This is a genomic window from Micromonospora phaseoli (assembly GCF_900109115.1).
In the GTDB taxonomy this organism is placed as follows: domain Bacteria; phylum Actinomycetota; class Actinomycetes; order Mycobacteriales; family Micromonosporaceae; genus Micromonospora; species Micromonospora phaseoli.
This window is the reverse complement of record NZ_FNYV01000009.1, coordinates 136076-159411: the sequence shown is the minus strand read 5'-3', so window position 1 is coordinate 159411 and position 23336 is coordinate 136076. Positions and strand designations below refer to the sequence as shown.

Here is a 23336-nt window from a genome sequence, read left to right as displayed (position 1 = left end):
CTGATTGGCGTTCGCGTGGCGGCCGTCGCTGCCGTGTGTGCTGTCCGTTTTAGGGCATTGGGACGTATATTGATGTCACATTGGAGGGTGTAGAGATTGAATCGGGTGGTCACTCTCCGTGTATGTAGGTACGGAGAGTGGCGTCGCGACTCGATCAGGTTGCGGTCCGCGCCGCCGAGGTGTGTCTTCGTCCGGCCGGGCGGTGCCGCCCGCCCGGCGGCCTCCCGCGTCGTCCCGATCGGGCCGTTGGGCACGGTCGTAATAGGTGCCACAACCGGCCGATGGGAACCCCGAGTCGCGCATTTCCCACTGATTTGAGGTCGAGTCGAATGGTGGCCGGTGCCGGTGCCGGGTGATCGGCGAACCCCCGGGGGTTACTCGACGCCCGTGGCCGGGCAAGTGTCGAGGGCGAGCAGATCGAGTTGAGGGGAGGGGCGATGGCCTCCGAGGAGTCTTCCCGCCCGGACCGTGACCCGGCGCAGGAGCCGGACCGCCCCGCGTACCCCGAGGGTGACCGGCCGGCCGCCGACCGGGACGCGCCGACGAGCCCGACCCGGCTGTCGGGCGGCGAATGGGTGGCGGCGGCGCGTCGGACGGTGCGTGAGTTCGGCGACGACAGCCTGACCGACTGGGCCGCCGCGCTGACCTACTACGGCGTGCTCTCCATCTTTCCCGGTCTGCTGGTGCTGGTCTCGTTGCTCGGCCTGCTGGGTCCGTCGGCCACCCAGGGGGTGCGGGACACCGTCGCGGAGACGGTGCCCGAGCAGAACATCCGCCAGATCCTCGACGCCGCGATCGGGCAGGCCCAGCAGAGCGGCGGGCTGGCCGGGCTGGCCGCCATCGTCGGCCTGCTCGCCGCCTTCTGGTCGGCCTCCGGCTATGTCGGGGCCTTCATGCGGGCCTCCAACGCGATCTACGACGTGCCGGAGGGCCGGCCGATCTGGAAGACCCTGCCGATCCGGGTCGGGGTCACCGCGGTGATCGGCGTACTGCTGCTCGCCAGCGCGGTGATCGTGGTCTTCACCGGTCGCCTCGCCGAGCAGGTCGGCGCCGCGCTCGGGGTCGGCCAGAGCGCCGTGACGGTGTGGGACATCGCCAAGTGGCCGGTGCTGTTGGTCCTGGTCAGCCTGATGTTCGCGCTCCTCTACTGGGCGTCGCCGAACGCGCGGCAGGGCGGTTTCCGCTGGGTCAGCCCGGGTGGCGTGCTGGCGGTGCTGATCTGGTTGCTCGTCTCCGGCCTGTTCGCCCTGTACGTCAGCAACTTCGGCTCGTACAACAAGACCTACGGCGCGCTCGCCGGGGCGATCATTTTCCTGGTCTGGCTATGGCTGAGCAACATCGCGATCCTGTTCGGGGCGGAGTTCGATGCCGAGTTGGCGCGCGGCCGGGCCATCGCCGGTGGGCTGCTGCCGGCTGATCGGGAGCCCTATGTCGAGTTGCGCGACGACCGCAAGTTGCGTGCGAAGGACGACGAACAGCGCAATGAGTGATCTTCCGGCCGCTTTCGCACCGGCTGCGGGCGGCACTCCACATAACTTTTGCTAGATCTGGCAAAAGTTGCCGTCAGATCGCCCTAAGCTCTGGACACCGCACGCCGAAGCCTCTTACTGTGTCGGGCACCACACGTCGGCATTTCGTCGATGTGAACACCCCGGTGGGAGAGGTGAGCCGTGCACACCGCCGACCCCCTGCACGTGCGCCTGTTGCGGTTGCTCCGCGACGAAGGAGCGCTGTCGCGGGCCGAGCTCGCGGACCGTCTGCAGATGCCCCGCCCCCGGCTGCTCGCCGAGCTTGAGCGGCTGGTCAGCCTCGGCTACGTCGCCGAGGCGGGCAAGGCTGCCTCCCGTGGCGGCCGCCGGTCCACCCTGGTCGAGTTGAGCCCGCACCTGCGCTTCGCCGCCGTCGACCTCGGCGCCAGCTCGATCGACGTCGAGGTGGTCGACGGCCGCCTGGAACCGGTTGCGGCGTACGCGGAGGCGGCCGACATCCGGTCCGGGCCGAAGGCGATCCTGCAGCGCGTCAACGAGTTGCTGCACAAGGCCCGGGTGGACGGCGTCTACGAACGGCTCGACGCGATCGGCATCGGTGTCCCCGGCCCGGTCAGCTTCCGCGACGGGGTGCCCGTCTCGCCGCCGATCATGCCCGGCTGGGATCGCTTCCCCGTCCGTGAGCTGCTGACCCGCGAGCACGGCTGCCCGGCGGTGGTCGACAACGACGTCAACATCATGGCGATCGGTGAGCGGCACGGTGGGGTCGCGCACTCGGTCGACGACTTCCTGTTCGTCAAGATCGGCACCGGCGTCGGGTGCGGGATCTACCTCAGCGGCGAGGTCTACCGCGGCACCGACGGCTGCGCCGGGGACATCGGCCACATCCAGGTCGACCCGCACGGGTCGGTCTGCTCCTGCGGCAACGCCGGCTGCCTGGAGGCGCTCTTCAGCGGCGCCGCGCTGGCCAAGGACGCGACCGTCGCGGCCCGGGCCGGCACCTCGCCCGCGCTGGCCGAGCGGCTGGCCGCGAGCGGCACGGTCACCGCCCTGGACGTCGCCGCCGGGGCCGTCGAGGGGGACGTCACCTGCATCCAGCTCATCCGCGAGGGCGGACGACGGGTCGGCGGCGTACTGGCCGGCCTGGTCAGCTTCACCAACCCGTCGATGATCGTGATCGGCGGCGGGCTCGCCCAGCTCGGGCACGTCCTGCTCGCCGAGATCCGCAGCGTCGTATACCGCCGTTCACTGCCACTGGCGACCGGCAACCTTCCAGTGGTGCTGTCCGAGCTGGGCCCGCGCGCCGGGGTGGCCGGGGCCGCCGTGCTCGCCAGCGATCTGGCCTTCGGGGAGGCGGCATGACCGAGCACGAGAACGGCGTCACCGAGCACGAGACGCCGCTGGTCGAGGCACCGGCCGACACCGTCGCGGGCGAGGTGGTCCTGCGCCTCACCGACGTGGTCAAGACCTTCCCGGGCGTACGCGCGCTGGACGGCGTGCAGCTGGAGGTGCGCGCGGGCGAGGTGCACTGCCTGCTCGGTCAGAACGGCGCCGGCAAGTCCACGCTGATCAAGGTGCTGGCCGGGGTACACCGCCCGGATTCCGGGACCGTGCAGTGGCTTGGCAACCCGGTGGCCTTCGCCAACCCCCAGGCCGCCATGCGCGCCGGGATCGCCACCATCTACCAGGAACTCGACCTGGTCAACGACCTTTCGGTGGCGGAGAACGCGTTCCTCGGCCACGAGCCCCGCCGCTTCGGTTTCGTCCGCCGGGGCCACATGGCGGGGCGGACCCGCCAGATCCTCGGTCGGCTCGGCCATGCCGAGATCCCGCCCGGTCGGATGGTGCGGTCGCTGCCGGCGGCCGGCAAGCAGGTGGTCAGCATGGCCCGCGCGCTCTCCCACGAGGCCCGACTGATCATCATGGACGAACCGAGCGCGGTGCTCGCCCATGACGAGGTGGGCAACCTCTTCCGGATCATCCGCGAGCTGACCGCACAGGGCATCGCGGTCATCTACATCTCGCACCGGCTGGAGGAGATCCGCGAGATCGGTGACCGGGTGACCGTACTCAAGGACGGCCGGACCACCGCGGCCAACCTGCCGGCCCGCGACACCCCGACCCGCGACCTGGTCTCCCGGATGACCGGCCGGACCATCGAGTACGTCTTCCCGGACCGGCCCGCCGACACCGCCGACGGCGACGAACTGCTCCAGGTCGACGGGTTGACCCGCGCCGGTGAGTTCGCCGACGTCTCGCTCGCCGTCCGGGCCGGAGAGATCGTCGGCATCGCCGGGCTGGTCGGCTCCGGCCGGTCCGAGCTGCTGGAGACCATCTACGGTGCCCGGCGGGCGGAGGCGGGCAGCGTGCGGATGGCCGGCCGGGCGCTGCGCCCGGGCAGCGTCGGCGCGGCGGTGCGGGCCGGGATGGGCATGGCTCCCGAGGAGCGCAAGAGCCAGGCGCTGCTGCTCGGCGAGCCGATCTACCGCAACGTCACGCTGGCGACCTTCAGCCGGTACGCCCGGTTCGGATTCACCGATGTCGGGCGGGAACGGGCGGAGGCGGACCGGGTCGCCGAGAGCCTGGAGATGCGACCGCGCGACGTCCGCCGGGCGGTACGGACCCTCTCCGGCGGCAACCAGCAGAAGGTGGTGGTCGGGCGCTGGCTGCTCGGTGACACGAAGCTGCTGCTGCTCGACGAGCCGACCCGGGGCGTGGACGTGGGTGCCCGTGCCGAGCTGTACCAGGTGATCCGGCAGCTCGCTGCCCAGGGCGTCGGGGTGCTGCTGGTCTCCAGCGAGGTACCCGAGGTGCTCGGGCTGGCCGACCGGGTGCTGGTGATGCGGGAGGGGCGGGTCGTCCGCACCGCCGCCGCCGGCGAACTCGACGAGAACACCGTGCTCGACCTCGTGATGGCGGGGTCCCTGATGGAAGGCGCACCGGCATGAGCGAAAGTCCGCCCACGACGACGCAGCTGCCGGCGCAGTCGCCGCCGGTGGACCCGGCCGAGACGACCGAGGCGGCCGAGCACGGGGCGCCGGCGGCATCCGGGGCCCGGCTCTCCTGGTGGCACGGCGACGGCGGTGAGGGTGCCAAGCGCAACCTCGCCCTGATCGGGGTGCTGCTGGCCCTCTTCGCGATCGGCGCGGCCACCCGCTCCGACCTCTACGCCAACCCGGACTGGGTCTGGGCCAACATGCTCAGCATCCTCAAGCTCGCCTCGGTGGTCGGCGTGGTCACCGTCGGGATGACCTTCGTGATCATCGGCGGCGGCATCGACCTCTCGGTCGGCGCGATCGTCGCGCTGGCCGGGGTCTGGTGCACCACGGTGGCGACCCAGAGCTTCGGCGCCGGTGGCATGATCTTCACCGCGATCATCGTCGGGGTGGCGGTCGGACTGGTCAACGGGGTGCTCATCGCGTACGGCCGGCTGGTGCCCTTCATCGCCACGCTGGCCATGTTGGTGGCCGCCCGAGGGCTGGCCGCCGAGATCTCCCAGAAGCAGACCCAGATCTCGGAGAACAGCGTCATCAACGGCATCGCCAGCAACAGCCTGCTCGGCATCCCGTTGCTGGTCTACATCCTGGCTGCCGTCGTCGCCGGCGGATGGGTGCTGCTCAACCGCACCACCTTCGGCCGGCGCACCGTCGCCGTCGGCGGCAACCCGGAGGCCGCCCGGCTGGCCGGCATCGACGTCAAGCGGCACACCCTGCTGCTCTACGCGCTCTCCGGCCTCTGCTGTGGCATCGCCGCCATCATGCTCACCGCCCAGGCCACCTCGGCCCAGGCGGCGATGGCGAACCTCTACGAGCTGGACGCGATCGCCGCCGTGATCATCGGTGGCACGCTGCTCAGCGGCGGGCGGGGGACCATCGTCGGCTCCCTGCTCGGTGTGATCATCTTCGCCACCATCACCAACCTCTTCGCGATCAACGGACTCTCCACCGAGGCGCAGAACATGGTCAAGGGCGGCATCATCGTCGCCGCCGTCCTGATCCAGCAGGTCCAGTTCGGCACCCTCTCCCAGTTCTTCCGCCGCAACCGGCTCACCACGAGCTGAACACCACCGCGTCCAGGCCACCCGAGCAACCGACGGTGGCCGGGACTCGTACACCCAAATCCCTCTCCACCACTGAATAACCAGGAGGTCGTCATGACCCAGCACAGTCGCGACATGTCGCGGCGTCGGCTGCTCTTCGGCGGTGCGGCCGTCGGCGCCGGCGTAATTCTCGCCGGCTGCACCAGCAACGAGCAGACGCCGACCGAGGCGCAGACCAAGGCGGCCGACGGCAACGCCAACGCCGAGCCCGGCAAGCAGGTGACGATCGGCTTCTCCGCGCCGGCCGCCGACCACGGCTGGATCGCCGCGATCACCAACAACGCCAAGGCACAGGCCGCGGCGTACTCCGACGTGGAGTTCAAGACCGTCGAGGCGGGCGCGGACGCGGCGGCCCAGCGCGCGGCGCTGTCCACCCTGATCTCCCAGCGGCCCGACGTGATCGTGCTGCTGCCGCACGACGGCAAGGAGCTCAACTCGTTCGGGCTGGAGGCGATGCAGGCCGGCATCCCGGTGATCAACCTGGACCGGGCCTTCCCCGACGCCAAGGCGTACCGGTTGCAGATCAAGGGCGACAACTACGGCATGGGTGTCTCCGCCGCCACCTTCATCGTCGAGCAGCTCAAGGCCAAGGGGGTGAGCAACCCGGTGATCGCCGAGATCGCCGGGATGGACGAGCTGGAGCTGACCCAGGAACGGACGAAGGGCTTCAACGACACCCTGGCCCAGCACGGCCTGAAGGTCGAGAACCGCCGGGCGGCCCGGTTCACCGCCGACTCCGGCCAGCAGGAGGCGAGCCAGCTGCTCCAGGCCCTGCCGAAGATCGACGCGATCTGGAACCACGACGACGACCAGGGCATCGGCGTGCTGGCCGCGATCAGCCAGGCCAGCCGCAACGAGTTCTTCATGGTCGGCGGCGCCGGCTCGAAGAAGGCGATGGAGGACATCCAGGCCGACAACACGGTGCTCAAGGCCACCGTCACCTACAGCCCGTCGATGGCGTCCTCGGCGATCTCGCTGGCCCGCCTGATCGGACAGGACCGGGGCATGTCCGACCTGGTGGAACTCCAGGTACCGAAGGAGATCGTCCTCGCCTCCGAAACGATCACCAAGGAGAACGCGAGCAACTACCTCAAGCTCGGGTTCTGACACACGGGGGGAGACCCACCTTGTCCACGACAGACAACCAACTGCGGGTCGGCATGGTCGGCTACGCGTTCATGGGCGCCGCGCACTCGCAGGCGTGGCGCACCGTGAACCGGGTGTACGACCTGCCGGCACGGGCCCGGATGGCGCTCATCTGCGGCCGGGACCCGGTGAAGGTGGCCGAGGCCGCCGACCGGCTCGGCTGGGAGGAGCACACCACGGACTGGCGGGAGCTGGTGGCCCGGCCGGACATCGACGTGGTCGACATCTGCACACCGGGAGACAGCCACGCCGAGATCGCACTGGCCGCGTTGGCCGCCGGCAAGCACGTGCTGTGCGAGAAGCCGTTGGCCAACAGCGTCGCCGAGGCACGGGAGATGACCGCCGCGGCGGCCACCGCCCGGGCCGGCGGGGCGCGGTCGATGTGCGGCTTCAACTATCGGCGGGTACCCGCGGTGGCGCTGATGCGTCAACTGGTCGCCGACGGGCGGCTCGGCGAGATCCGGCACGTCCGGGCCAGCTACCTGCAGGACTGGATCGTGGACCCGCAGTTCCCCCTGGTGTGGCGGCTACGCAAGGAGGTGTCGGGCTCCGGGGCCCTGGGTGACATCGGTGCGCACATCATCGACCTCACCCAGTACGTCACCGGTCAGCGGATCGCCGGCGTCAGCGCGGTGACCGAGACCTTCGTCAAGCAGCGGCCCCTGCCGGCCGAGTCGAGCGGGCTGGCCGCACAGGTCGACGGAGCCGCCGCAACCGGCCCGGTCACCGTCGACGACGCGGCGATCTTCATCGCCCGGCTCGACGGCGGGGCACTGGCCACCTACGAGGCGACCCGCTTCGCCACCGGACGCAAGAACGCTCTCCGTGTGGAGATCAACGGGTCGTTGGGCAGCGTCGCCTTCGACCTGGAACGCCTCAACGAACTGGAGTTCCACGACGCGACGCGACCCGCCGCCGAGCAGGGCTTCAGCCGGATCCTGGTGACCGAGAGCGAGCACCCGTACCTGTCGGCCTGGTGGCCGCCGGGTCACATCATCGGGTACGAGCACTCCTTCACCCACCAGATGCGCGACTTCATCGAGGCGGTGGCGACCGGCGTCGACCCGACGCCGTCCTTCGCCGACGCCCTGCAGGTGCAGCTGGTGCTCGACGCGGTGGTCCGGTCGGCCGAACTGGGGTCCTCGTGGACCGAGGTGGAGCCGGCACTGGCGACGGTCGCCGTCTAGAACCACCTCCGGTACCGACCGGCGAGGGTCGGCCGCGGTTGCGCCCCGTGACCGATACGGGTCGGCACCGGAGGTCGTGTCCCGGGCCACCCGGCCCGGTGACACGAGCAATGCGGTTCCTCCGGTGCGACCGGACCGGGATTCCCCGGCCGCGCCGGAGGGCCGCCGCTGAACCGTCCATCCGAGACCCACCCGCCTCCGGGCGGGACCGCGTCCGAACGAGTCCTCCGATCGGGCCACTGTCGTCCCGAGCGGCCGGATGCGGGGGAGGCAGGGGCGAGACGCCGACCGCCCCTGCCTGCCAGCCCCGTCCGTCCGTACCCGCCCCGAACGCCGGTCCGGCGTCGTCGCCGCCGACCTCGGCGCCGGCCGGTGAGCCACACCGGGGCGAGCGGCGGACGGGGCGCATCCACCCAGAAGTGTTCCACCTGCTCGACCGGGAAGGAGCGCCATGCGTACGGGTGTCTGGCTGGTGGGGGTACGCGGCTCGGTCGCGACCACCAGCATCGTCGGGGCGCTCGCCCTGCGGGCCGGGCTGACCGGGCCGACCGGGTGCGTGACGGAGCTGCCCGGGGTCCGCGGTCCGGCCCTGCCGGCCCTCGCCGACCTGGTCTTCGGTGGACATGACGTGATCGCCACCCCGATCGCCAAGCGCGCCGAGGCGCTCGCCGCCGCCGGCGTGCTGCCCGCCCGGCTGGTCGCCGCGTTACCCGAGGAGCTGGCCGCCGTGGAGCGGGAGCTGCGCCCCGCGCCCACCGCCGGGAGTCAGGCCGACCGGGCCGCCGCGATGCTCCGCGACCTGGCCGGGTTCCGTGAGCGGCACGAGCTGGAACGCGTGGTGGTGGTCAACGTCGCGGCCACCGAACCGGCACCCCGCCCGCACGACGGGCACGCCGACCCCGACGCGCTGCGGGCCGCCCTCACCGGCCCAGACGAGGTGCTGCCGCCCAGTTCGCTGTACGCGTACGCGGCGGTGACGGCGGGCTGCCCGTACGTCGACTTCACCCCGTCGACCGGGCTGCGGCTGCCGGCGTTGACCACGTTGGCCGACACCCACGGCGTGCCGTACGCGGGGCACGACGGCAAGACCGGGGAGACGCTGCTCAAGTCGGTGCTCGCCCCGATGTTCGCGATGCGCCACCTCGACGTGCGGTCCTGGTCGGGGCTCAACCTGCTCGGCGGGGGCGACGGCGCCACGCTGACCGACGCGGGAGCAAACGCCGCGAAGGTGCGCAGCAAGCAGCGGGTGCTCGGCGAGACGCTCGGCTACCTGCCGCAGGGCGACACCCGAATCGAGTACGTCGAGGAGTTGGGTGACTTCAAGACCGCCTGGGACCTGATCACCTTCGCCGGGTTCCTGGGCACCGGGATGCGACTGGAGTTCACCTGGCACGGCTGCGACTCGGCGCTGGCCGCCCCGCTGGTGCTCGACCTGGCCCGGCTCACCGGGGCGGCGCACGCCGCCGGCCTGAGCGGACCACTGACCGACCTCGCCTTCTTCTTCAAGGATCCGCTCGGCACCGCGACACACTCCCTGGCCGACCAGTGGACCCGGCTGTGCGCGTTCGCCGGCCGGCTGCACCAGGGAGGCGTCGATGTCACGGCTGACTGACCTGGCCGAGCTGGTCCGGGCGCCGGCCGCGCTCTCGGTGCCCGGGGACGTGGTCGCCGGCGCCGCCGCGGCGGGCGCGCTCGGCCCGCGTACACCGGCCCTGGCCGCCGCGTCGGTGCTGCTCTACTGGGCCGGCATGGCCGCCAACGACTGGGCTGATCGCGACCTGGACGCCGTCGAACGCCCGGAACGACCGATCCCCAGCGGCCGGGTGAGTCCCGGCCTCGCGGTCGGCCTGGCCGCCGGGCTCACCGTGGCCGGCGTCGGACTCGCCGCGGTCGCCGGTGGCCGCCGCGCCGCCGCCGTCGCGCTGCCGCTGGCCACCAGCATCTGGGGGTACGACCTGGTGGCCAAGAACACCACCGCCGGGCCGGCCGTGATGGCCACCTGTCGCGGGCTGGACGTGCTGCTCGGCGCTGCCGGCGGCCGGCCGGCGCGGGCGCTGCCGGCGGCGATCACCGTCGCCGCGCACACCTGGACGGTCACCGCACTGTCCCGCCGGGAGGTGAGCGGCGCCGACCGAGCACTGCCGCTGCGTACCCTCGCCGGCACCGTGCTGGTCGCCGCGAGCGCCGCACGTGCACCCGAGCCCCGCCACCGAACCCCGGGCACCGTGGCGGTGGCCCTGCCCGCCGTCCTCGCCGCCTGGTACGCCGCCCGCTACGGCACCGCTCAGGCGCGGGTGGCCGCCGAACCCACCGCCGGCCGGGTCCGGGCGGCGGTGGGCGCCGGCATCACCGGCCTACCCGCGTTGCAGGGCGCGCTGACCGCGCGGGCCGGTGCCGGCCTGCTCGGGCTGGCGGTGGCGGCGGCCGCGCCGCTGGGCCGGCGCCTGGCCCGCAGGGTCTCCCCGACATGACCGCCGACCGACTCGTCCCCGATGGGCTGCGGTTCGGGTACGGCACCAACGGGTTCGCGAACCACCGTCTCGACGACGCGCTGGCGGTCATCGCCGACCTCGGCTACACCGGTGTGGCGCTCACCCTGGACCACGATCACCTCGATCCGTTCGCGCCGGAGCTGGCCCGGCGGGTCGACGCCGTCGCCGGTCGGCTGGCGGCGCTCGGCCTCGCCGTGGTGATCGAGACCGGCGCCCGCTACCTGCTCGACCCGTGGCACAAGCACGCGCCGACCCTGCTGCACGACGATCCGACGCTTCGGGTGGAGTTCCTGCGCCGCGCGGTGGCGATCGGCGCGGACCTCGGCGCCGAGGCGGTCTCCTTCTGGGCGGGTGTGCGACCTGACCCGGTTGCGCCGCCGGTCGCCTGGGAGCGCCTGGTGGCCGGTTGTGCCCAGGTGGTCGAGGCGGCCGAGGTGGCCGGTGTGACGCTGGGCTTCGAGCCGGAACCGGGGATGCTGGTGCAGGACCTCGCCGACTGGCGCCGGCTCCGCCAGGCGCTGGGTGGACCGCCGTGTTTCGGCCTCACCCTCGACATCGGGCACTGCCGCTGCCTGGAGCCGCAGCCGGTGCCCGACTGCGTCCGCGACGTCGCCGGACACCTGGTCAACGTGCAGATCGACGACATGCGGCGGGGGGTGCACGAGCACCTGGAGTTCGGTGTCGGCGAGATCGACTTCCCGCCGGTGCTGGCCGCGCTGCGCGAGGTCGGCTACCGGGGCCTGGTCGCCGTCGAGCTGCCCCGCCACTCGCACGCCGCCCCGGCCGTCGCCGCCCGCTCGCTGGACTTCCTCCGCGCCGCATCCGCGTCGCCCGCCGGTGAGCCGGCGGCGAGCGCCACCGGATCGGCGGAGCAGGTCCTGGCGGACGCCCTCTGCTCTGCTTCAACGGACGCACGACCCGGCGTCCGCTGTCCGGACGGCGGCCGTTGCGTGGAGTGAAGCAGAGCAAAGGGACGTGCAGCAGTACCGGCGGGTCGCACAGCGGCCGCGAGGCAGCACCGGCAGGACCGAACGGCGGCAGCGGGAGGGTGGAGACAGTGATGACACCGAACGAACTGCGAGCAGCCCTGCGGGACGTACCCGATCCCGAGTGGCTGGCGAACGCCCTGCGCCGCGTCGCGGTCGAGCCGGCGACGATCGCGCGGTTCTTTCCGGCGGCCGGCCGGCGCTGCGGCAGGGACGACCTGGCCGACCTGCCCGGCTGGAGCGCCGACGAAGCGGCCCGGGTGCTCCTGCTGACCGCCCTGCCGACGGAGCATGCCGAGCAGGCCGAGGCGCTCTACCGCACCGGGGACGCCGCCGAGAAGCGGGCGGTGCTCAAGGCGCTGCCGTCGCTGCCGCTGGGCGCGGCGGCGCTGCCACTGCTGCACGACGCGATCCGGACCAACGACACCCGGCTGGTCGCCGCCGCGCTCGGCCCGTACGCCCGCCACCTGGACCAGGCCGCGTGGCGGCAGGCCGTGCTCAAGTGCGTCTTCACCGGCGTGCCGCTGGCCGTGGTGGCCGACCTCGACGCCCGCGCCGATGGGGAACTGGCGGCGATGCTCGCCGCCCTCGCCGACGAGCGGCGGGCCGCCGGCCGGGACATGCCCGCCGACGCCACCGAGCTGCTGGACCGGCTCACCGCCACCAGCCGACCGCGAGACAGGGAGGCGTGATGCGCATCTTCGACCCGCACATCCACATGACGTCCCGCACCACCGACGACTACGAGGCGATGGCGGCGGCCGGTGTCCGCGCCGTGGTGGAGCCGGCGTTCTGGCTGGGCCAGCCGCGCACCAGCGTCGGGTCGTTCACCGACTACTTCGACGCGCTGGTCGGCTGGGAACCGTTCCGGGCCGGACAGTTCGGGGTACGCCACCACGCCACCATCGCGCTGAACCCCAAGGAGGCCAACGACCCGCGCTGCCGGCCGGTGCTCGACGTGCTGCCCCGCTATCTGGAGAAGGACGGCGTGGTGGCGGTCGGCGAGATCGGGTACGACTCGATGACGCCCGAGGAGGACGAGGTCTTCGCCGCCCAGCTCGCCCTGGCCGTGGCGCACGACCTGCCGGCGCTGGTGCACACCCCGCACCGGGACAAGGTCCGTGGGGTGGAGCGCAGCCTGTCCGTGGTCGCCGAGTCGGGCATCGAGCCGGGCCGGGTGGTGCTCGACCACCTCAACGAGGTGACCGTGAAGCTGGTCCGGGACACCGGCTGCTGGCTCGGGTTCTCCATCTACCCGGACACCAAGATGTCGCCGCCCCGGATGGTGGAGCTGCTCAGGACGTACGGCACCGAGCGGATGCTGGTCAACTCCGCCGCCGACTGGGGACGTTCCGATCCGTTGCTGACCCGGGCCACCGGCGAGGCGATGCTGCTCGCCGGCTTCTCCGACGACGACGTGGACCGGGTGCTCTGGCGCAACCCGACCGAGTTCTACGGACAGTCCGGGCGGCTCGACCTGGCCGACGACGAGGCTACGGAGCCGACCTTCGCCGGCAACTCGATCCTGCGTGGCGGCAGCTGATGCGGCTACGGCACGCCGGCGGGCGCACCGTCCACCTCGGGTACTGCACCAACGTGCATCCCGCCGAGGATCTCGCCGGCATCCTCGCCCAGCTCGACCGCTACGCGGTGCCGGTCCGCTCGGCGCTCGGCACCGACCTGCTCGGCCTCGGCCTGTGGCTGGCCGCCCCGGTCGCCGCCGAGCTGGCCGCCGACGCGAACACCCGCCGCCGGTTGCGCACCGAGCTGACGGTACGCGGGCTGGAGGTGGTGACGCTCAACGGTTTCCCGTACGCGGCCTTCCAGGCTCCCGTCGTCAAGGGCGCGGTGTACCAGCCGGACTGGACCACGGCCGGGCGGCTCGGGTACACCCTGGACCTGGCCCGGGTGCTGGCCGACCTGCTGCCCGACGACGCGGAGCGCGGCTCGGTCTCCACCCTGCCGCTGGCCTGGCGGACGCCCTGGGACGCTCCCCGCGCGGACGCCGCACGCCGCCGGCTCGACCAGCTCGCCGCCGGGCTGGCCGCCGTCGAGCGGGACACCGGCCGTCCGGTGCGGGTCGGCTTCGAGCCGGAGCCGGGCTGTGTCGTGGAGAGCACCGGGCAGGCCGTTGCCGCGCTGTCCGGGATGGACGCCGAGCGGCTCGGGATCTGCCTGGATCTAGCCCATCTCGCCTGTGCCTGGGAAGACCCGGCCGCCGCCCTGGACCGGCTGGCCGCCGCGGGGTTGCCGGTGGTCAAGGTGCAGGTCTCCGCGGCGCTGGAGGCAGCCGATCCGGTCGGCGACGCCGCCGCGCTGCGCCGCTGGGTCGAACCGCGTTTCCTGCACCAGACCCGCGCCGCCGGCTGTGCCGCCGCGACCGATCCGACCGGTCCGCTCGCGGCGGTGGCCACGGGCGGCCCCGCCGACCCGGCCTGGGCCGCCGACGACCTGGATGCCGCGCTCGACGCGGCGCTGCCCGGCCCGTGGCGGGTGCACTACCACGTGCCCCTGCACGCCCCGCCGGAACCACCGCTGGGCTCGACCCTGCCGGTGCTGCGCGCCGCGCTGGCCGCGCTCTTCACCGGTACCGACGTCGGCTGCGACCACCTGGACGTCGAGACGTACACCTGGGGGGTGCTGCCGGCGGACCGGCGTCCGCGCACCGACGCCGAGCTGGCCGTCGGGATCGCCGCCGAGCTGGCCTTCACCCGCGACGAACTGGTCGCCCTCGGGCTGACCCCGACCGGAACGGCGGTACCGGCATGAGCGAACCACGGCAAGGTGACGGCACGAGCCGGCGACTCGTGGTGCTCGACGTGGTGGGGCTGACCCCGCGCCTGCTGGCGCACATGCCCCGGCTGCGCGCGGTCGCCGAGGGCGGTTTCCGGGCCGAACTGGGCACGGTGCTGCCGGCGGTGACGTGTTCGGTGCAGTCGACCTTTCTGACCGGCGCGCTCCCGGCCGAGCACGGCATCGTCGGCAACGGCTGGTACTTCCGGGACCTCGGTGAGGTGCTGCTCTGGCGGCAGCACCACGCGCTGGTCGGCGGGGAGAAGCTGTGGCAGGCTGCCCGCCGGTCCCGACCCGACTACACGGTGGCGAACGTCTGCTGGTGGTACGCGATGGGCGCGGACGTCGACTGGACGGTCACGCCGCGACCGGTCTACTACGCGGACGGCCGCAAGGAGCCGGACTGCTACACCGACCCACCGGAGCTGCACGACGCGCTGACCGGGCGGTTGGGCACCTTCCCACTGTTCACCTACTGGGGGCCCGGGGCGGGCCTGCCGTCGTCGCGCTGGATCTGCCGGGCCGCCGAGCAGATCCTCGCCGAACAGTCACCGGACCTGACCCTGGTCTACGTCCCGCACCTGGACTACGACCTGCAGCGCTTCGGCCCGTCCTCGTCCCGGGCCGCCGCCGCGGCCGCCGAGCTGGACGGCGTGCTCGCCCCGCTGCTGGACGCCGCGCGGGCCCGGGACGCGACGGTGGTGGTCCTGTCGGAGTACGGCATCACCGAGGTGTCCCGGCCGGTCGACGTGAACCGGCTGCTGCGCGCCGAGGGCTTGCTGCGGGTGCACACCCAGGCGGGGATGGAGTACCTGGACCCGTGGACGTCGCGGGCGTTCGCGGTCGCCGATCACCAGGTGGCCCACGTGTACGTCCGCGACCCGGCCGACGTGCCGGCGGTGGCGAAGCTCTGTGCGGGACTGCCCGGGGTCGCGCAGGTGCTCGACGCCGACGGCAAGGCGGCGCACGGACTGGACCATCCGCGCGCCGGTGAGCTGGTGCTGGTGGCCGACGCGGACGCCTGGTTCACGTACTACTACTGGCTGGACGAGGCCCGCGCACCGGATTTCGCCCGGCTGGTGGAGATCCACCGCAAGCCCGGGTACGACCCGGCGGAGCTGTTCTTCGACCCGGCTGGCCCGGGCGCGGCGAAGCGGCGGGCCGCCGCCGCGCTGGCCCGTAAGAAGCTGGGGATGCGGTACCTGATGAGTGTGGTCGGCCTGGACGCCGGGGCGCGGGCGGTCCGGGGCTCACACGGGCGGCTGCCCGCCGATCCGGCCGACGGGCCGGTCCTGCTCTGCTCGGACGCGTCGGTGGCGCGGGACCGGATCGCGGCCACGGAGGTGAAGGGGCTGCTGCTGGAGTTGGCCGGGGTGGCGGGACGGTGACCGTCACGCAGGCCCCGACCGACTCCGCCGGGCTACGGGCCCGGTTCGACGCCGAGCTGATCGCCTTCCTCGACCGGCAGGACCCGGACTGGCCGGACGGCGCGCCGCGGGGCGTCTTCACCACGCTGCGCCGGTTCGTGCTGGCCGGCGGGAAGCGGCTGCGTCCGCTCTTCTGCTACTGGGGCTGGCGCGGTGCGGGCGGGCCGGACGGCACTCCGATCGTCGTCGCCGCCGCCGCGTTGGAGCTGTTCCACGCGTTCGCGCTGATCCACGACGACATCCTGGACGGCAGTGACCGCCGCCGGGGGGAGCCCTCGGTGCACCGGATCTTCGCCGACCTGCACACCCGATCCTCCTGGCGGGGTGACCCGGAGGCGTACGGGCGCAACACCGCCCTGCTCTGCGGCGACCTCTGCGCCGCCTGGTCCGACCAGATGTTCCACGAGTGCGGCCTGGACCCCGAGACGGTGCACCGGGGGTACGCCGTCTTCTCGTTGATGCGCACCGAGGTGATCGCGGGGGAGTACCTCGACCTGGTGTCCGGGGTCGGTGGCGGTTCGGTGGCGAGCGCGCTCACCGTGATCCGGATGAAGGCGGCCCGCTACACGGTCACCAGACCGCTGCAGATCGGTGCCGCGCTGGCCGGCGCGCCGGCCGAACTCCTCGACGCGCTGGCCGAGTTCGGCGACCCGCTGGGCGACGCCTTCCAGCTCCGCGACGACGTGCTCGGGGTCTTCGGTGACCCGGCGGTCACCGGCAAGTCCGTCCTGGACGACCTGCGGGAGGGCAAGCCGACGGTGATGATGGCGTTGGCCCGCGATGCCGCCGACCGGTCCCAGAGTTCCCGGCTGCGGGAGTTGTTCGGCAACCCCGACCTGGACGCGGAGGGTGCCGCCGAGCTGCGCACCATCATCGTGAGCGCCGGTGCTCTGGAGAAGATCGAGCAGATGATCCAGGTACGCGCCGAGGCAGCGCTGGCCACGCTGGAGCACATGGCGTTGACCCCGGAGAGCCGGGCGGCACTGGCCGCGCTGGCCACCCAGGCGGTCGACCGTCAGCGGTGAGCGTCATGGTGTGCGCGGGTGGCTGCCGAGTGGGGCAATCAGCACCGATCGTCGAACTTTCGGCTGGAGAGACGAAAGTCGGTGCCGATACGCCGAAAGGCATAGACACATCTATCCGCATCGCTTAGTGTCGTTGCCAGCACCGGATTGTTTCGTCGAGGTGAACCGGCGGCGCGGGAACCCATCGATCGAACCTGCCTCCACCTGAACCGCGCGACGCCCGCGCTCGATGACGGGCCGTAAGGGAAGGGTGCGAAACCCCCGCTACGGCACTCGGCGCGACGGCGCGCGCCCGCCCTGGCAGTCTTCGTCAGGAAGGGACAGCACTGTGAGGTCCACAATGGACAAACCTCGGCGCTCCGCACGGTGGCTCTCCGCCGGCTCGGCGCTACTCCTGGTCGCCACGGTCGGCACCGTGGCCCTCGGCGCCGGCCCGGCCGCCCTCGGCGGCCCGACCCCGGCACAGGCCCACCCCATCGTCGCCACCGACTTCCAGCAGGTCACCCTCGCCAAGGGCGTCGCCGAGGTCGGTGAGCCGATGACCCTCGCGGTGCTGCCGGACCGCTCGGTCCTGCACACCGCCCGCAACGGCACCCTGCGTCGCACCGACGCGGCCGGCACCACCTCGGTGATCGGCACCGTCTCCGTCTACACCCACGACGAGGAGGGGCTGCAGGGCGTCGCGGTCGACCCGAACTTCGCCAGCAACCGGCACATCTTCCTCTACTACGCCCCGCCGCTGTCCACCCCGAGCGGCGACGCACCGGCGACCGCCACCGACTTCTCCGCCTGGCAGGGCGTCAACCGGCTGTCCCGGTTCACCCTCAACGCCGACTTCACCCTCAACCAGAGCAGCAAGGTCGACGTCCTCGACGTCCCCGCCGACCGGGGCATGTGCTGCCACGTCGGCGGTGACATCGACTTCGACGCCGCGGGCAACCTCTACCTGTCCACCGGCGACGACACGAACCCGTTCGACTCCGGCGGGTACGCGCCGATCGACGAACGGACCAACCGCAACCCGGCGTACGACGCGCAGCGCAGCGCGGCCAACACCAACGACCTGCGCGGCAAGATCCTCCGGATCAAGGTCAACGCCAACGGGACGTACTCGATCCCGGCCGGCAACATGTTCGCCCCCGGCACCGCCCAGACCCGTCCGGAGATCTACGCGATGGGTCTGCGCAACCCGTTCCGGATGAGCGTCGACAAGGCCACCGGCATCGTCTACGTCGGTGACTACGGGCCGGACGCCGGCTCCACCACCACCCGGGGCCCCAGCGGACAGGTGGAGTTCAACCGGATCACCGGCCCGGGCTTCTACGGCTGGCCGTACTGCACCGGCACCAACACCGCCGCCGAGACGTACGCCGAGTGGAACTTCGCCAACGCCACCGCCGGCCCGAAGTACAACTGCACCGGTGGCCCGACCAACAACTCGTTCCGCAACACCGGCCTGGGCACCCTGCCGGCCGCCAAGCCGGCCTGGATCCGGTACGCCGGCGACGCCGGCAGCCCGCCGGAGTTCGGTGGCGGCTCCGAATCGCCGATGGGCGGCCCGGTCTACCGCTACAACGCGGCGTCGACGTCGGCCACCAAGTGGCCCCAGAGCTTCGACGGTCAGTTCTTCGCCGGCGAGTTCGGCCGGGGCTGGATCAAGCCCATCCACGTCAACGGCGACGGCTCGGTGGGCACCATCGACACGTTCCCGTGGAACGGCAAGCAGGTCATGGACATGGCGTTCGGGCCGGACGGCGCGCTCTACGTGCTGGACTACGGCACCGGCTACTTCAACGGCGACGCCAACTCGGCCCTCTACCGCTACGACTACGTCGGCGGCGGCAACCGGGCACCCACGGCGGTGGCCGCGGCCGACAAGACCTCCGGGGTCGCCCCGTTGACCGTGAACTTCTCCTCGGCCGGTTCGTCGGACCCCGACGGCGGGGCGCTCACCTACTCGTGGGCGTTCGGCGACGGCACCACCTCCACGGCGGCCAACCCGAGCAAGACGTACACCGCCAACGGCAGCTACACCGCCACGCTGACGGTACGTGATCCGCAGGGCGCCACCGGCAACGCGAGCGTGCAGATCCGGGTCGGCAACACGGCGCCGACGGTCACCATCAACGGCCCGGTCAACGGCTCGCTCTTCTCCTTCGGTGACACCGTGCCGTTCAGCATCACGGTGACCGACCCCGAGGACGGCGCCATCGACTGCACCAAGGTCCGGATGACCTACGTGTTGGGCCACGACAGCCACGGCCACCAGATCACCGCACAGAACGGCTGCTCCGGTTCCATCACGATCCCGGTCGACGGTGAGCACGACTACGCGGCGAACATCTTCGCGATCTTCGACGCCGAGTACACCGACGCGGGCGGGCTCACCACTCACACCCAGCACATCCTCCAGCCGCGCAGCCGGCAGGCCGAGCACTACAAGACCTCCGCCGGCATCGCCACCTTCGACAAGGCGACCGCCGAGGGCGGCAAGACCGTCGGCAACATCAACAACGGTGACTGGATCGCGTTCGAGCCGTACCGGATCAACAACGTGACGTCGTTCAGTGCCCGGGTCTCCTCGGCCGGCTCCGGCGGCACCCTCCAGGTGCGGGCCGGCTCGGCCACCGGCACGGTGCTCGGCTCGGCGACCGTCCCGGTCACCGGCGGCTGGGACACCTTCACCACGGTCTCCGGTGCCATCACCAACCCGCCCACCGGCACCACCACGCTGTACCTGACCTTCGCCGGCACGGGCACGGGCGCGCTCTACGACCTGGACTCGTTCGCCTTCACCACCGGCAGCGGCGGTGGTGGCGGTGGCACCGGTCCGATCACCGGCCTGGCCGGCAAGTGTCTGGACGTCCGCGACGCGGCGACGGCCGACGGTACGCAGATCCAGATCTACACCTGCAACGGCAGTGCGGCGCAGACGTGGTCGGTGAAGCGTCGTCTATCTCCGGGGCCGCCTCCGCCGACGGCACGAAGATCCAGCTCTGGACGTGCAACGGCACGGCGGCCCAGAACTGGTCGGCGCAGTCCAACGGCACGCTGCGCAACCCGCAGTCCGGCAAGTGTCTGGACGTGTCGAACAACAGCTCAGCCGACGGCCAGGCGGTCCACCTGTGGACCTGCCACACCAACGCCAACCAGCGCTGGATCCTTCCGTAATAAGTAAGGAGGGGCCCCCTGTTAACGCCTAGCGTTGTATAAGGGGCCCCTCCTAACACCACCAATCGTTGGGAGAGCGACATGCGCAGACTCCTCAGATCAACCATCGGCCTGGCCACCACCGCCCTGGCCGTTCTGGCCTGCACCACGGCGGCCACTCCGGCCAGCGCCGCCGACACCCCGTACGACGTGCTGGTCTTCTCCAAGACGGCCGGCTTCCGACACGACTCCATCGCCGTGGGCACCCAGGCCATCCGTGATCTGGGCGCGGCGAACAGCTTCACCGTCACCGCCACCGAGGACGCCGCCGCGTTCACGACGGGCAACCTCGCCCAGTACGAGACGGTGATCTTCCTCAACACCACCGGTGACGTGCTCAACGCCAGCCAGCAGACCGCCTTCGAGTCGTACATCGGCTCAGGCGGCGGCTTCGTCGGCGTGCACTCCGCCGCCGACACCGAGTACGGCTGGTCCTTCTACGGCAACCTGGTCGGGGCGTACTTCCGGTCGCACCCGGCCATCCAGCAGGCCAACGTCAGGGTCGAGGACCGCGCCCACGCGGCCACCGCCCACCTGCCGCAGACCTGGACGCGCACCGACGAGTGGTACGACTACCAGGCCAGCGCCCGACCCGGCGCGCGGGTGCTGGCGAGTCTCGACGAGTCGACGTACTCGGGCGGCGTGATGGGTGCCGACCACCCGATCGCCTGGTGCAAGACCTACAGCGGCGGGCGGTCCTTCTACACCGGTGGCGGGCACACCCAGGCGTCGTACGCGGAGCCGGCGTTCCGGGCGCACCTGCTCGGCGGCATCCGGTACGCGGCCGGCCGCACCAAGGCCGACTGCCGCGCGGAGACCGGCTACACCACGCTCTACAACGGCTCGACCACCGGCTGGTCACAGGCCGGACCGGGCAGCTTCACCAACTCCGACGCCACCCTCACCTCGGTCGGCGGGATGGGTCTGTACTGGTACAGCGCCAAGCAGTTCACCAACTACTCGCTGAAGCTGGACTGGCGGCTCGCCGGGGACGACAACTCCGGTGTCTTCATCGGCTTCCCGCCGTCGAGCGACCCGAACTCGGCGGTGAGCAACGGCTACGAGGTGCAGATCGACGCCACCGACACGGCCGACCGGACCACCGGGTCGGTCTACGGCTTCAAGTCCGCCGACCTCGCCGCCCGGGACGCCGCGCTGAACCCGCCGGGCGAGTGGAACACCTACGAACTGCTGGTGGAGGGGGAGCGTCTCCAGGTCTTCCTGAACGGCTCGAAGATCAACGACTTCACCAACCCGGACCCGGTCCGGTCGCTCGCCGGTCACATCGGCATCCAGAACCACGGTACGGGCGACGACGCGTCGTTCCGCAACATCCGGATCAAGGAGCTGGGTGGCACGAACCCCCCGCCGGGCGGCAACACCACCGTCCAGGCCGAGGCGTTCAGCTCGGCCAGCGGGGTGACCGCGGTCGGCAAGACCGGCGCCAACGGCGGCCAGACCCTCGGCTACATCGAGCCGGGGGACTGGGCGGCCTACAACAACCTCGACCTGACCGGCGTCACCTCGCTCCGGGCCCGGATCGTCTCGGGCGGCCCGGGCGGCACGATCCAGCTGCGGACCGGCTCGACCACCGGAACCGTACTGGGCTCGGTGGCGGTGCCGAACACCGGAGGCTGGAACAACTTCGCAGACGTCACCACCAACCTGTCCAACGTGCCGTCCGGTACGCGAAACGTCTACCTGACCTTCACCGGCTCGGGGTCGGGCCTCTTCGACGTGGACGACTTCACCCTGGTGCGGGGCAGCAGCGGTGGCGGTGGCACCGGTCCGATCACCGGCCTGGCCGGCAAGTGTCTGGACGTGCGCAATGCCGCGACGGCCGACGGTACGCAGATCCAGATCTACACCTGCAACGGCAGTGCGGCGCAGACGTGGTCGGTGACGCCGAACTCGACGATCCGGGCGTTGGGCAAGTGCCTGGACGTCTCGAACGGTGGATCGGCGGACGGCACGAAGATCCAGCTCTGGACGTGCAACGGCGGCGGGGCGCAGAACTGGTCGGCGCAGTCCAACGGCACGCTGCGCAACCCGCAGTCCGGCAAGTGTCTGGACGTGTCGAACAACAGCTCAGCCGACGGCCAGGCGGTCCACCTGTGGACCTGTCACACCAACGCCAACCAGCGCTGGATCCTCCCGTAGAAAGTAAGGAGGGGCCCCCTGTCAACGCCTCGCGTTGTACAGGGGGCCCTTTTTAACCGCGCGCCCCCGGCCTAGAGTGAAGGCGGCGACCGCGAGGTGGCCGGTGAGTCGACGGGAGGCGCAACCCGTCGGCCCCAGGCGCGACCGCGCCCACCGGAGCACCGTCGAGGCCGTCACATCCGGCCATCCCTCGCCCCGGTCACGCAGGTACGGAATCCCCAACACACACGTACAGGGGAGAAGGACACATGGCGCGACCGATCACGCTGTTCACCGGCCAGTGGGCCGACCTTCCGTTCGAGGAGGTGTGCCGGCTCGCCGCCGAGTGGGGCTACGACGGCCTGGAGATCGCCTGTTGGGGTGACCACTTCGAGGTGGACAAGGCCCTGGCCGACGAGTCGTACGTCGAGCGCAAGCGGGAGACGCTCGCCAAGCACAACCTTCAGGTCTTCACGATCTCCAACCACCTGGTCGGCCAGGCGGTCTGCGACCACCCGATCGACGAGCGGCACCAGGGCATCCTGCCCGCCCGGATCTGGGGGGACGGCGAGCCCGAGGGGGTACGCCAGCGGGCTGCCGAGGAGATCAAGGACACCGCCCGCGCCGCCGCGAAGCTCGGCGTCGACACGGTCGTCGGCTTCACCGGATCGTCTATCTGGCACACCCTGGCGATGTTCCCGCCGGTACCGCCGTCGATGATCGAACGTGGGTACCAGGACTTCGCCGACCGGTGGAACCCGATCCTGGACGTCTTCGACGAAGTCGGGGTGCGCTTCGCCCACGAGGTGCACCCCAGCGAGATCGCGTACGACTACTGGACGACGAAGCGGACCCTGGAGGCGATCGGGCACCGGCCCGCGTTCGGGCTGAACTGGGATCCGTCCCACTTCGTCTGGCAGGAACTCGACCCGGTGAACTTCATCTTCGACTTCGCCGACCGGATCTACCACGTCGACTGCAAGGACGCCAAGGTGCGTACCGGCGACGGGCGACGCGGCCGGCTCGCATCGCACCTGCCCTGGGCGGACCTGCGGCGCGGCTGGGACTTCGTCTCGACCGGGCACGGCGACGTGCCCTGGGAGGACTGCTTCCGGGCGCTGAACGCGATCGGCTACTCCGGGCCGATCTCGATCGAGTGGGAGGACGCCGGGATGGACCGGCTGGTCGGCGCCCCGGAGGCGCTCCAGTTCGTTCGCCGGCTGGCCTTCGACGCGCCGGACGCCGCCTTCGACGCGGCGTTCAGCAGCAAGGACTGAACCGACCGATCCCGGGGGCCGGCGTCCGTCGGCCCCCGCGGACCGTCGCGACCAATGTGCGGGGTGGC

At 71.7% G+C, this 23336-nt stretch carries 16 protein-coding genes and 1 pseudogene; all 17 read left to right on the top strand.

Going from position 1 to position 23336, the window contains the following annotated elements; all coding sequences use genetic code 11:
- Positions 1 to 437: 437 nt before the first annotated feature.
- The 17 genes and pseudogenes from BMY89_RS22125 to BMY89_RS22045 all read left to right on the top strand — a co-directional run bounded on the left by BMY89_RS22125 (position 438) and on the right by BMY89_RS22045 (position 23268).
- Complete coding sequence (locus BMY89_RS22125; RefSeq protein WP_092381952.1) at positions 438 to 1490, top strand: YihY/virulence factor BrkB family protein; 1053 nt, start codon at positions 438 to 440, stop codon at positions 1488 to 1490.
- 180 nt (positions 1491 to 1670) lie between these two features.
- Positions 1671 to 2849: an ROK family protein gene (locus BMY89_RS22120; protein ID WP_092381951.1), complete on the top strand. Its 1179-nt coding sequence runs from the start codon at positions 1671 to 1673 to the stop codon at positions 2847 to 2849.
- Entirely contained in the window at positions 2846 to 4435 is a 1590-nt protein-coding gene (locus BMY89_RS22115; RefSeq protein ID WP_092381950.1) for a sugar ABC transporter ATP-binding protein, read from the top strand. The genes BMY89_RS22120 and BMY89_RS22115 overlap by 4 nt, the downstream gene beginning before the upstream one ends.
- On the top strand, positions 4432 to 5547 hold the full coding sequence (locus BMY89_RS22110) for an ABC transporter permease (RefSeq protein WP_092381949.1): 1116 nt from the start codon (positions 4432 to 4434) through the stop codon (positions 5545 to 5547). The genes BMY89_RS22115 and BMY89_RS22110 overlap by 4 nt, the downstream gene beginning before the upstream one ends.
- Before the next feature lie 93 nt (positions 5548 to 5640).
- Positions 5641 to 6693: a substrate-binding domain-containing protein gene (locus BMY89_RS22105; RefSeq protein WP_092381948.1), complete on the top strand. Its 1053-nt coding sequence runs from the start codon at positions 5641 to 5643 to the stop codon at positions 6691 to 6693.
- 53 nt (positions 6694 to 6746) lie between these two features.
- Entirely contained in the window at positions 6747 to 7919 is a 1173-nt protein-coding gene (locus BMY89_RS22100) for a Gfo/Idh/MocA family protein (RefSeq protein WP_372433310.1), read from the top strand.
- Positions 7920 to 8370: 451 nt separating this feature from the next.
- Positions 8371 to 9531: an inositol-3-phosphate synthase gene (locus BMY89_RS22095; RefSeq protein WP_092381946.1), complete on the top strand. Its 1161-nt coding sequence runs from the start codon at positions 8371 to 8373 to the stop codon at positions 9529 to 9531.
- Positions 9515 to 10390 carry an SCO3242 family prenyltransferase gene (locus BMY89_RS22090; RefSeq protein WP_092381945.1) on the top strand — a complete coding sequence of 292 codons (876 nt, stop codon included), beginning with the start codon at positions 9515 to 9517 and terminating at the stop codon, positions 10388 to 10390. The genes BMY89_RS22095 and BMY89_RS22090 overlap by 17 nt, the downstream gene beginning before the upstream one ends.
- Positions 10387 to 11370: a sugar phosphate isomerase/epimerase family protein gene (locus BMY89_RS22085; protein ID WP_092381944.1), complete on the top strand. Its 984-nt coding sequence runs from the start codon at positions 10387 to 10389 to the stop codon at positions 11368 to 11370. Before BMY89_RS22090 ends, BMY89_RS22085 begins: the two co-directional genes overlap by 4 nt.
- A gap of 101 nt (positions 11371 to 11471) precedes the next feature.
- Positions 11472 to 12089, top strand: coding sequence for an EboA domain-containing protein (locus BMY89_RS22080; protein ID WP_092381943.1), 618 nt, complete (start codon positions 11472 to 11474; stop codon positions 12087 to 12089).
- Positions 12089 to 12940, top strand: a complete 852-nt coding sequence (locus BMY89_RS22075) for a TatD family hydrolase (protein WP_092381942.1) — start codon at positions 12089 to 12091, stop codon at positions 12938 to 12940. The genes BMY89_RS22080 and BMY89_RS22075 overlap by 1 nt, the downstream gene beginning before the upstream one ends.
- Positions 12940 to 14166 (top strand): metabolite traffic protein EboE, encoded by a 1227-nt coding sequence (gene eboE / locus BMY89_RS22070; protein WP_092381941.1) that lies wholly within the window; start codon positions 12940 to 12942, stop codon positions 14164 to 14166. The genes BMY89_RS22075 and eboE overlap by 1 nt, the downstream gene beginning before the upstream one ends.
- Positions 14163 to 15578, top strand: coding sequence for an alkaline phosphatase family protein (locus tag BMY89_RS22065; RefSeq protein ID WP_092381940.1), 1416 nt, complete (start codon positions 14163 to 14165; stop codon positions 15576 to 15578). Before eboE ends, BMY89_RS22065 begins: the two co-directional genes overlap by 4 nt.
- Positions 15575 to 16642 (top strand): polyprenyl synthetase family protein, encoded by a 1068-nt coding sequence (locus BMY89_RS22060; protein WP_092381939.1) that lies wholly within the window; start codon positions 15575 to 15577, stop codon positions 16640 to 16642. The genes BMY89_RS22065 and BMY89_RS22060 overlap by 4 nt, the downstream gene beginning before the upstream one ends.
- Before the next feature lie 340 nt (positions 16643 to 16982).
- Positions 16983 to 19813: pseudogene (locus tag BMY89_RS22055) on the top strand (PQQ-dependent sugar dehydrogenase).
- Between the two features lie 81 nt (positions 19814 to 19894).
- Complete coding sequence (locus BMY89_RS22050; RefSeq protein ID WP_092381938.1) at positions 19895 to 22012, top strand: ThuA domain-containing protein; 2118 nt, start codon at positions 19895 to 19897, stop codon at positions 22010 to 22012.
- A 248-nt stretch (positions 22013 to 22260) separates the two neighbouring features.
- Entirely contained in the window at positions 22261 to 23268 is a 1008-nt protein-coding gene (locus BMY89_RS22045; protein WP_092381937.1) for a sugar phosphate isomerase/epimerase family protein, read from the top strand.
- The last annotated feature ends 68 nt before the right edge of the window (positions 23269 to 23336 follow it).

What these genes read in the sequence shown, in the direction of transcription:
- BMY89_RS22125 (WP_092381952.1), top strand. Translation starts at nt 438, where the DNA reads ATGGCCTCCGAGGAGTCTTCCCGCCCGGACCGTGACCCGGCGCAGGAG.
- BMY89_RS22115 (WP_092381950.1), top strand. Translation starts at nt 2,846, where the DNA reads ATGACCGAGCACGAGAACGGCGTCACCGAGCACGAGACGCCGCTGGTC.
- BMY89_RS22110 (WP_092381949.1), top strand. Translation starts at nt 4,432, where the DNA reads ATGAGCGAAAGTCCGCCCACGACGACGCAGCTGCCGGCGCAGTCGCCG.
- BMY89_RS22105 (WP_092381948.1), top strand. Translation starts at nt 5,641, where the DNA reads ATGACCCAGCACAGTCGCGACATGTCGCGGCGTCGGCTGCTCTTCGGC.
- BMY89_RS22100 (WP_372433310.1), top strand. Translation starts at nt 6,747, where the DNA reads ATGGTCGGCTACGCGTTCATGGGCGCCGCGCACTCGCAGGCGTGGCGC.
- BMY89_RS22095 (WP_092381946.1), top strand. Translation starts at nt 8,371, where the DNA reads ATGCGTACGGGTGTCTGGCTGGTGGGGGTACGCGGCTCGGTCGCGACC.
- BMY89_RS22090 (WP_092381945.1), top strand. Translation starts at nt 9,515, where the DNA reads ATGTCACGGCTGACTGACCTGGCCGAGCTGGTCCGGGCGCCGGCCGCG.
- BMY89_RS22085 (WP_092381944.1), top strand. Translation starts at nt 10,387, where the DNA reads ATGACCGCCGACCGACTCGTCCCCGATGGGCTGCGGTTCGGGTACGGC.
- BMY89_RS22080 (WP_092381943.1), top strand. Translation starts at nt 11,472, where the DNA reads ATGACACCGAACGAACTGCGAGCAGCCCTGCGGGACGTACCCGATCCC.
- BMY89_RS22075 (WP_092381942.1), top strand. Translation starts at nt 12,089, where the DNA reads ATGCGCATCTTCGACCCGCACATCCACATGACGTCCCGCACCACCGAC.
- eboE (WP_092381941.1), top strand. Translation starts at nt 12,940, where the DNA reads ATGCGGCTACGGCACGCCGGCGGGCGCACCGTCCACCTCGGGTACTGC.
- BMY89_RS22065 (WP_092381940.1), top strand. Translation starts at nt 14,163, where the DNA reads ATGAGCGAACCACGGCAAGGTGACGGCACGAGCCGGCGACTCGTGGTG.
- BMY89_RS22050 (WP_092381938.1), top strand. Translation starts at nt 19,895, where the DNA reads ATGCGCAGACTCCTCAGATCAACCATCGGCCTGGCCACCACCGCCCTG.
- BMY89_RS22045 (WP_092381937.1), top strand. Translation starts at nt 22,261, where the DNA reads ATGGCGCGACCGATCACGCTGTTCACCGGCCAGTGGGCCGACCTTCCG.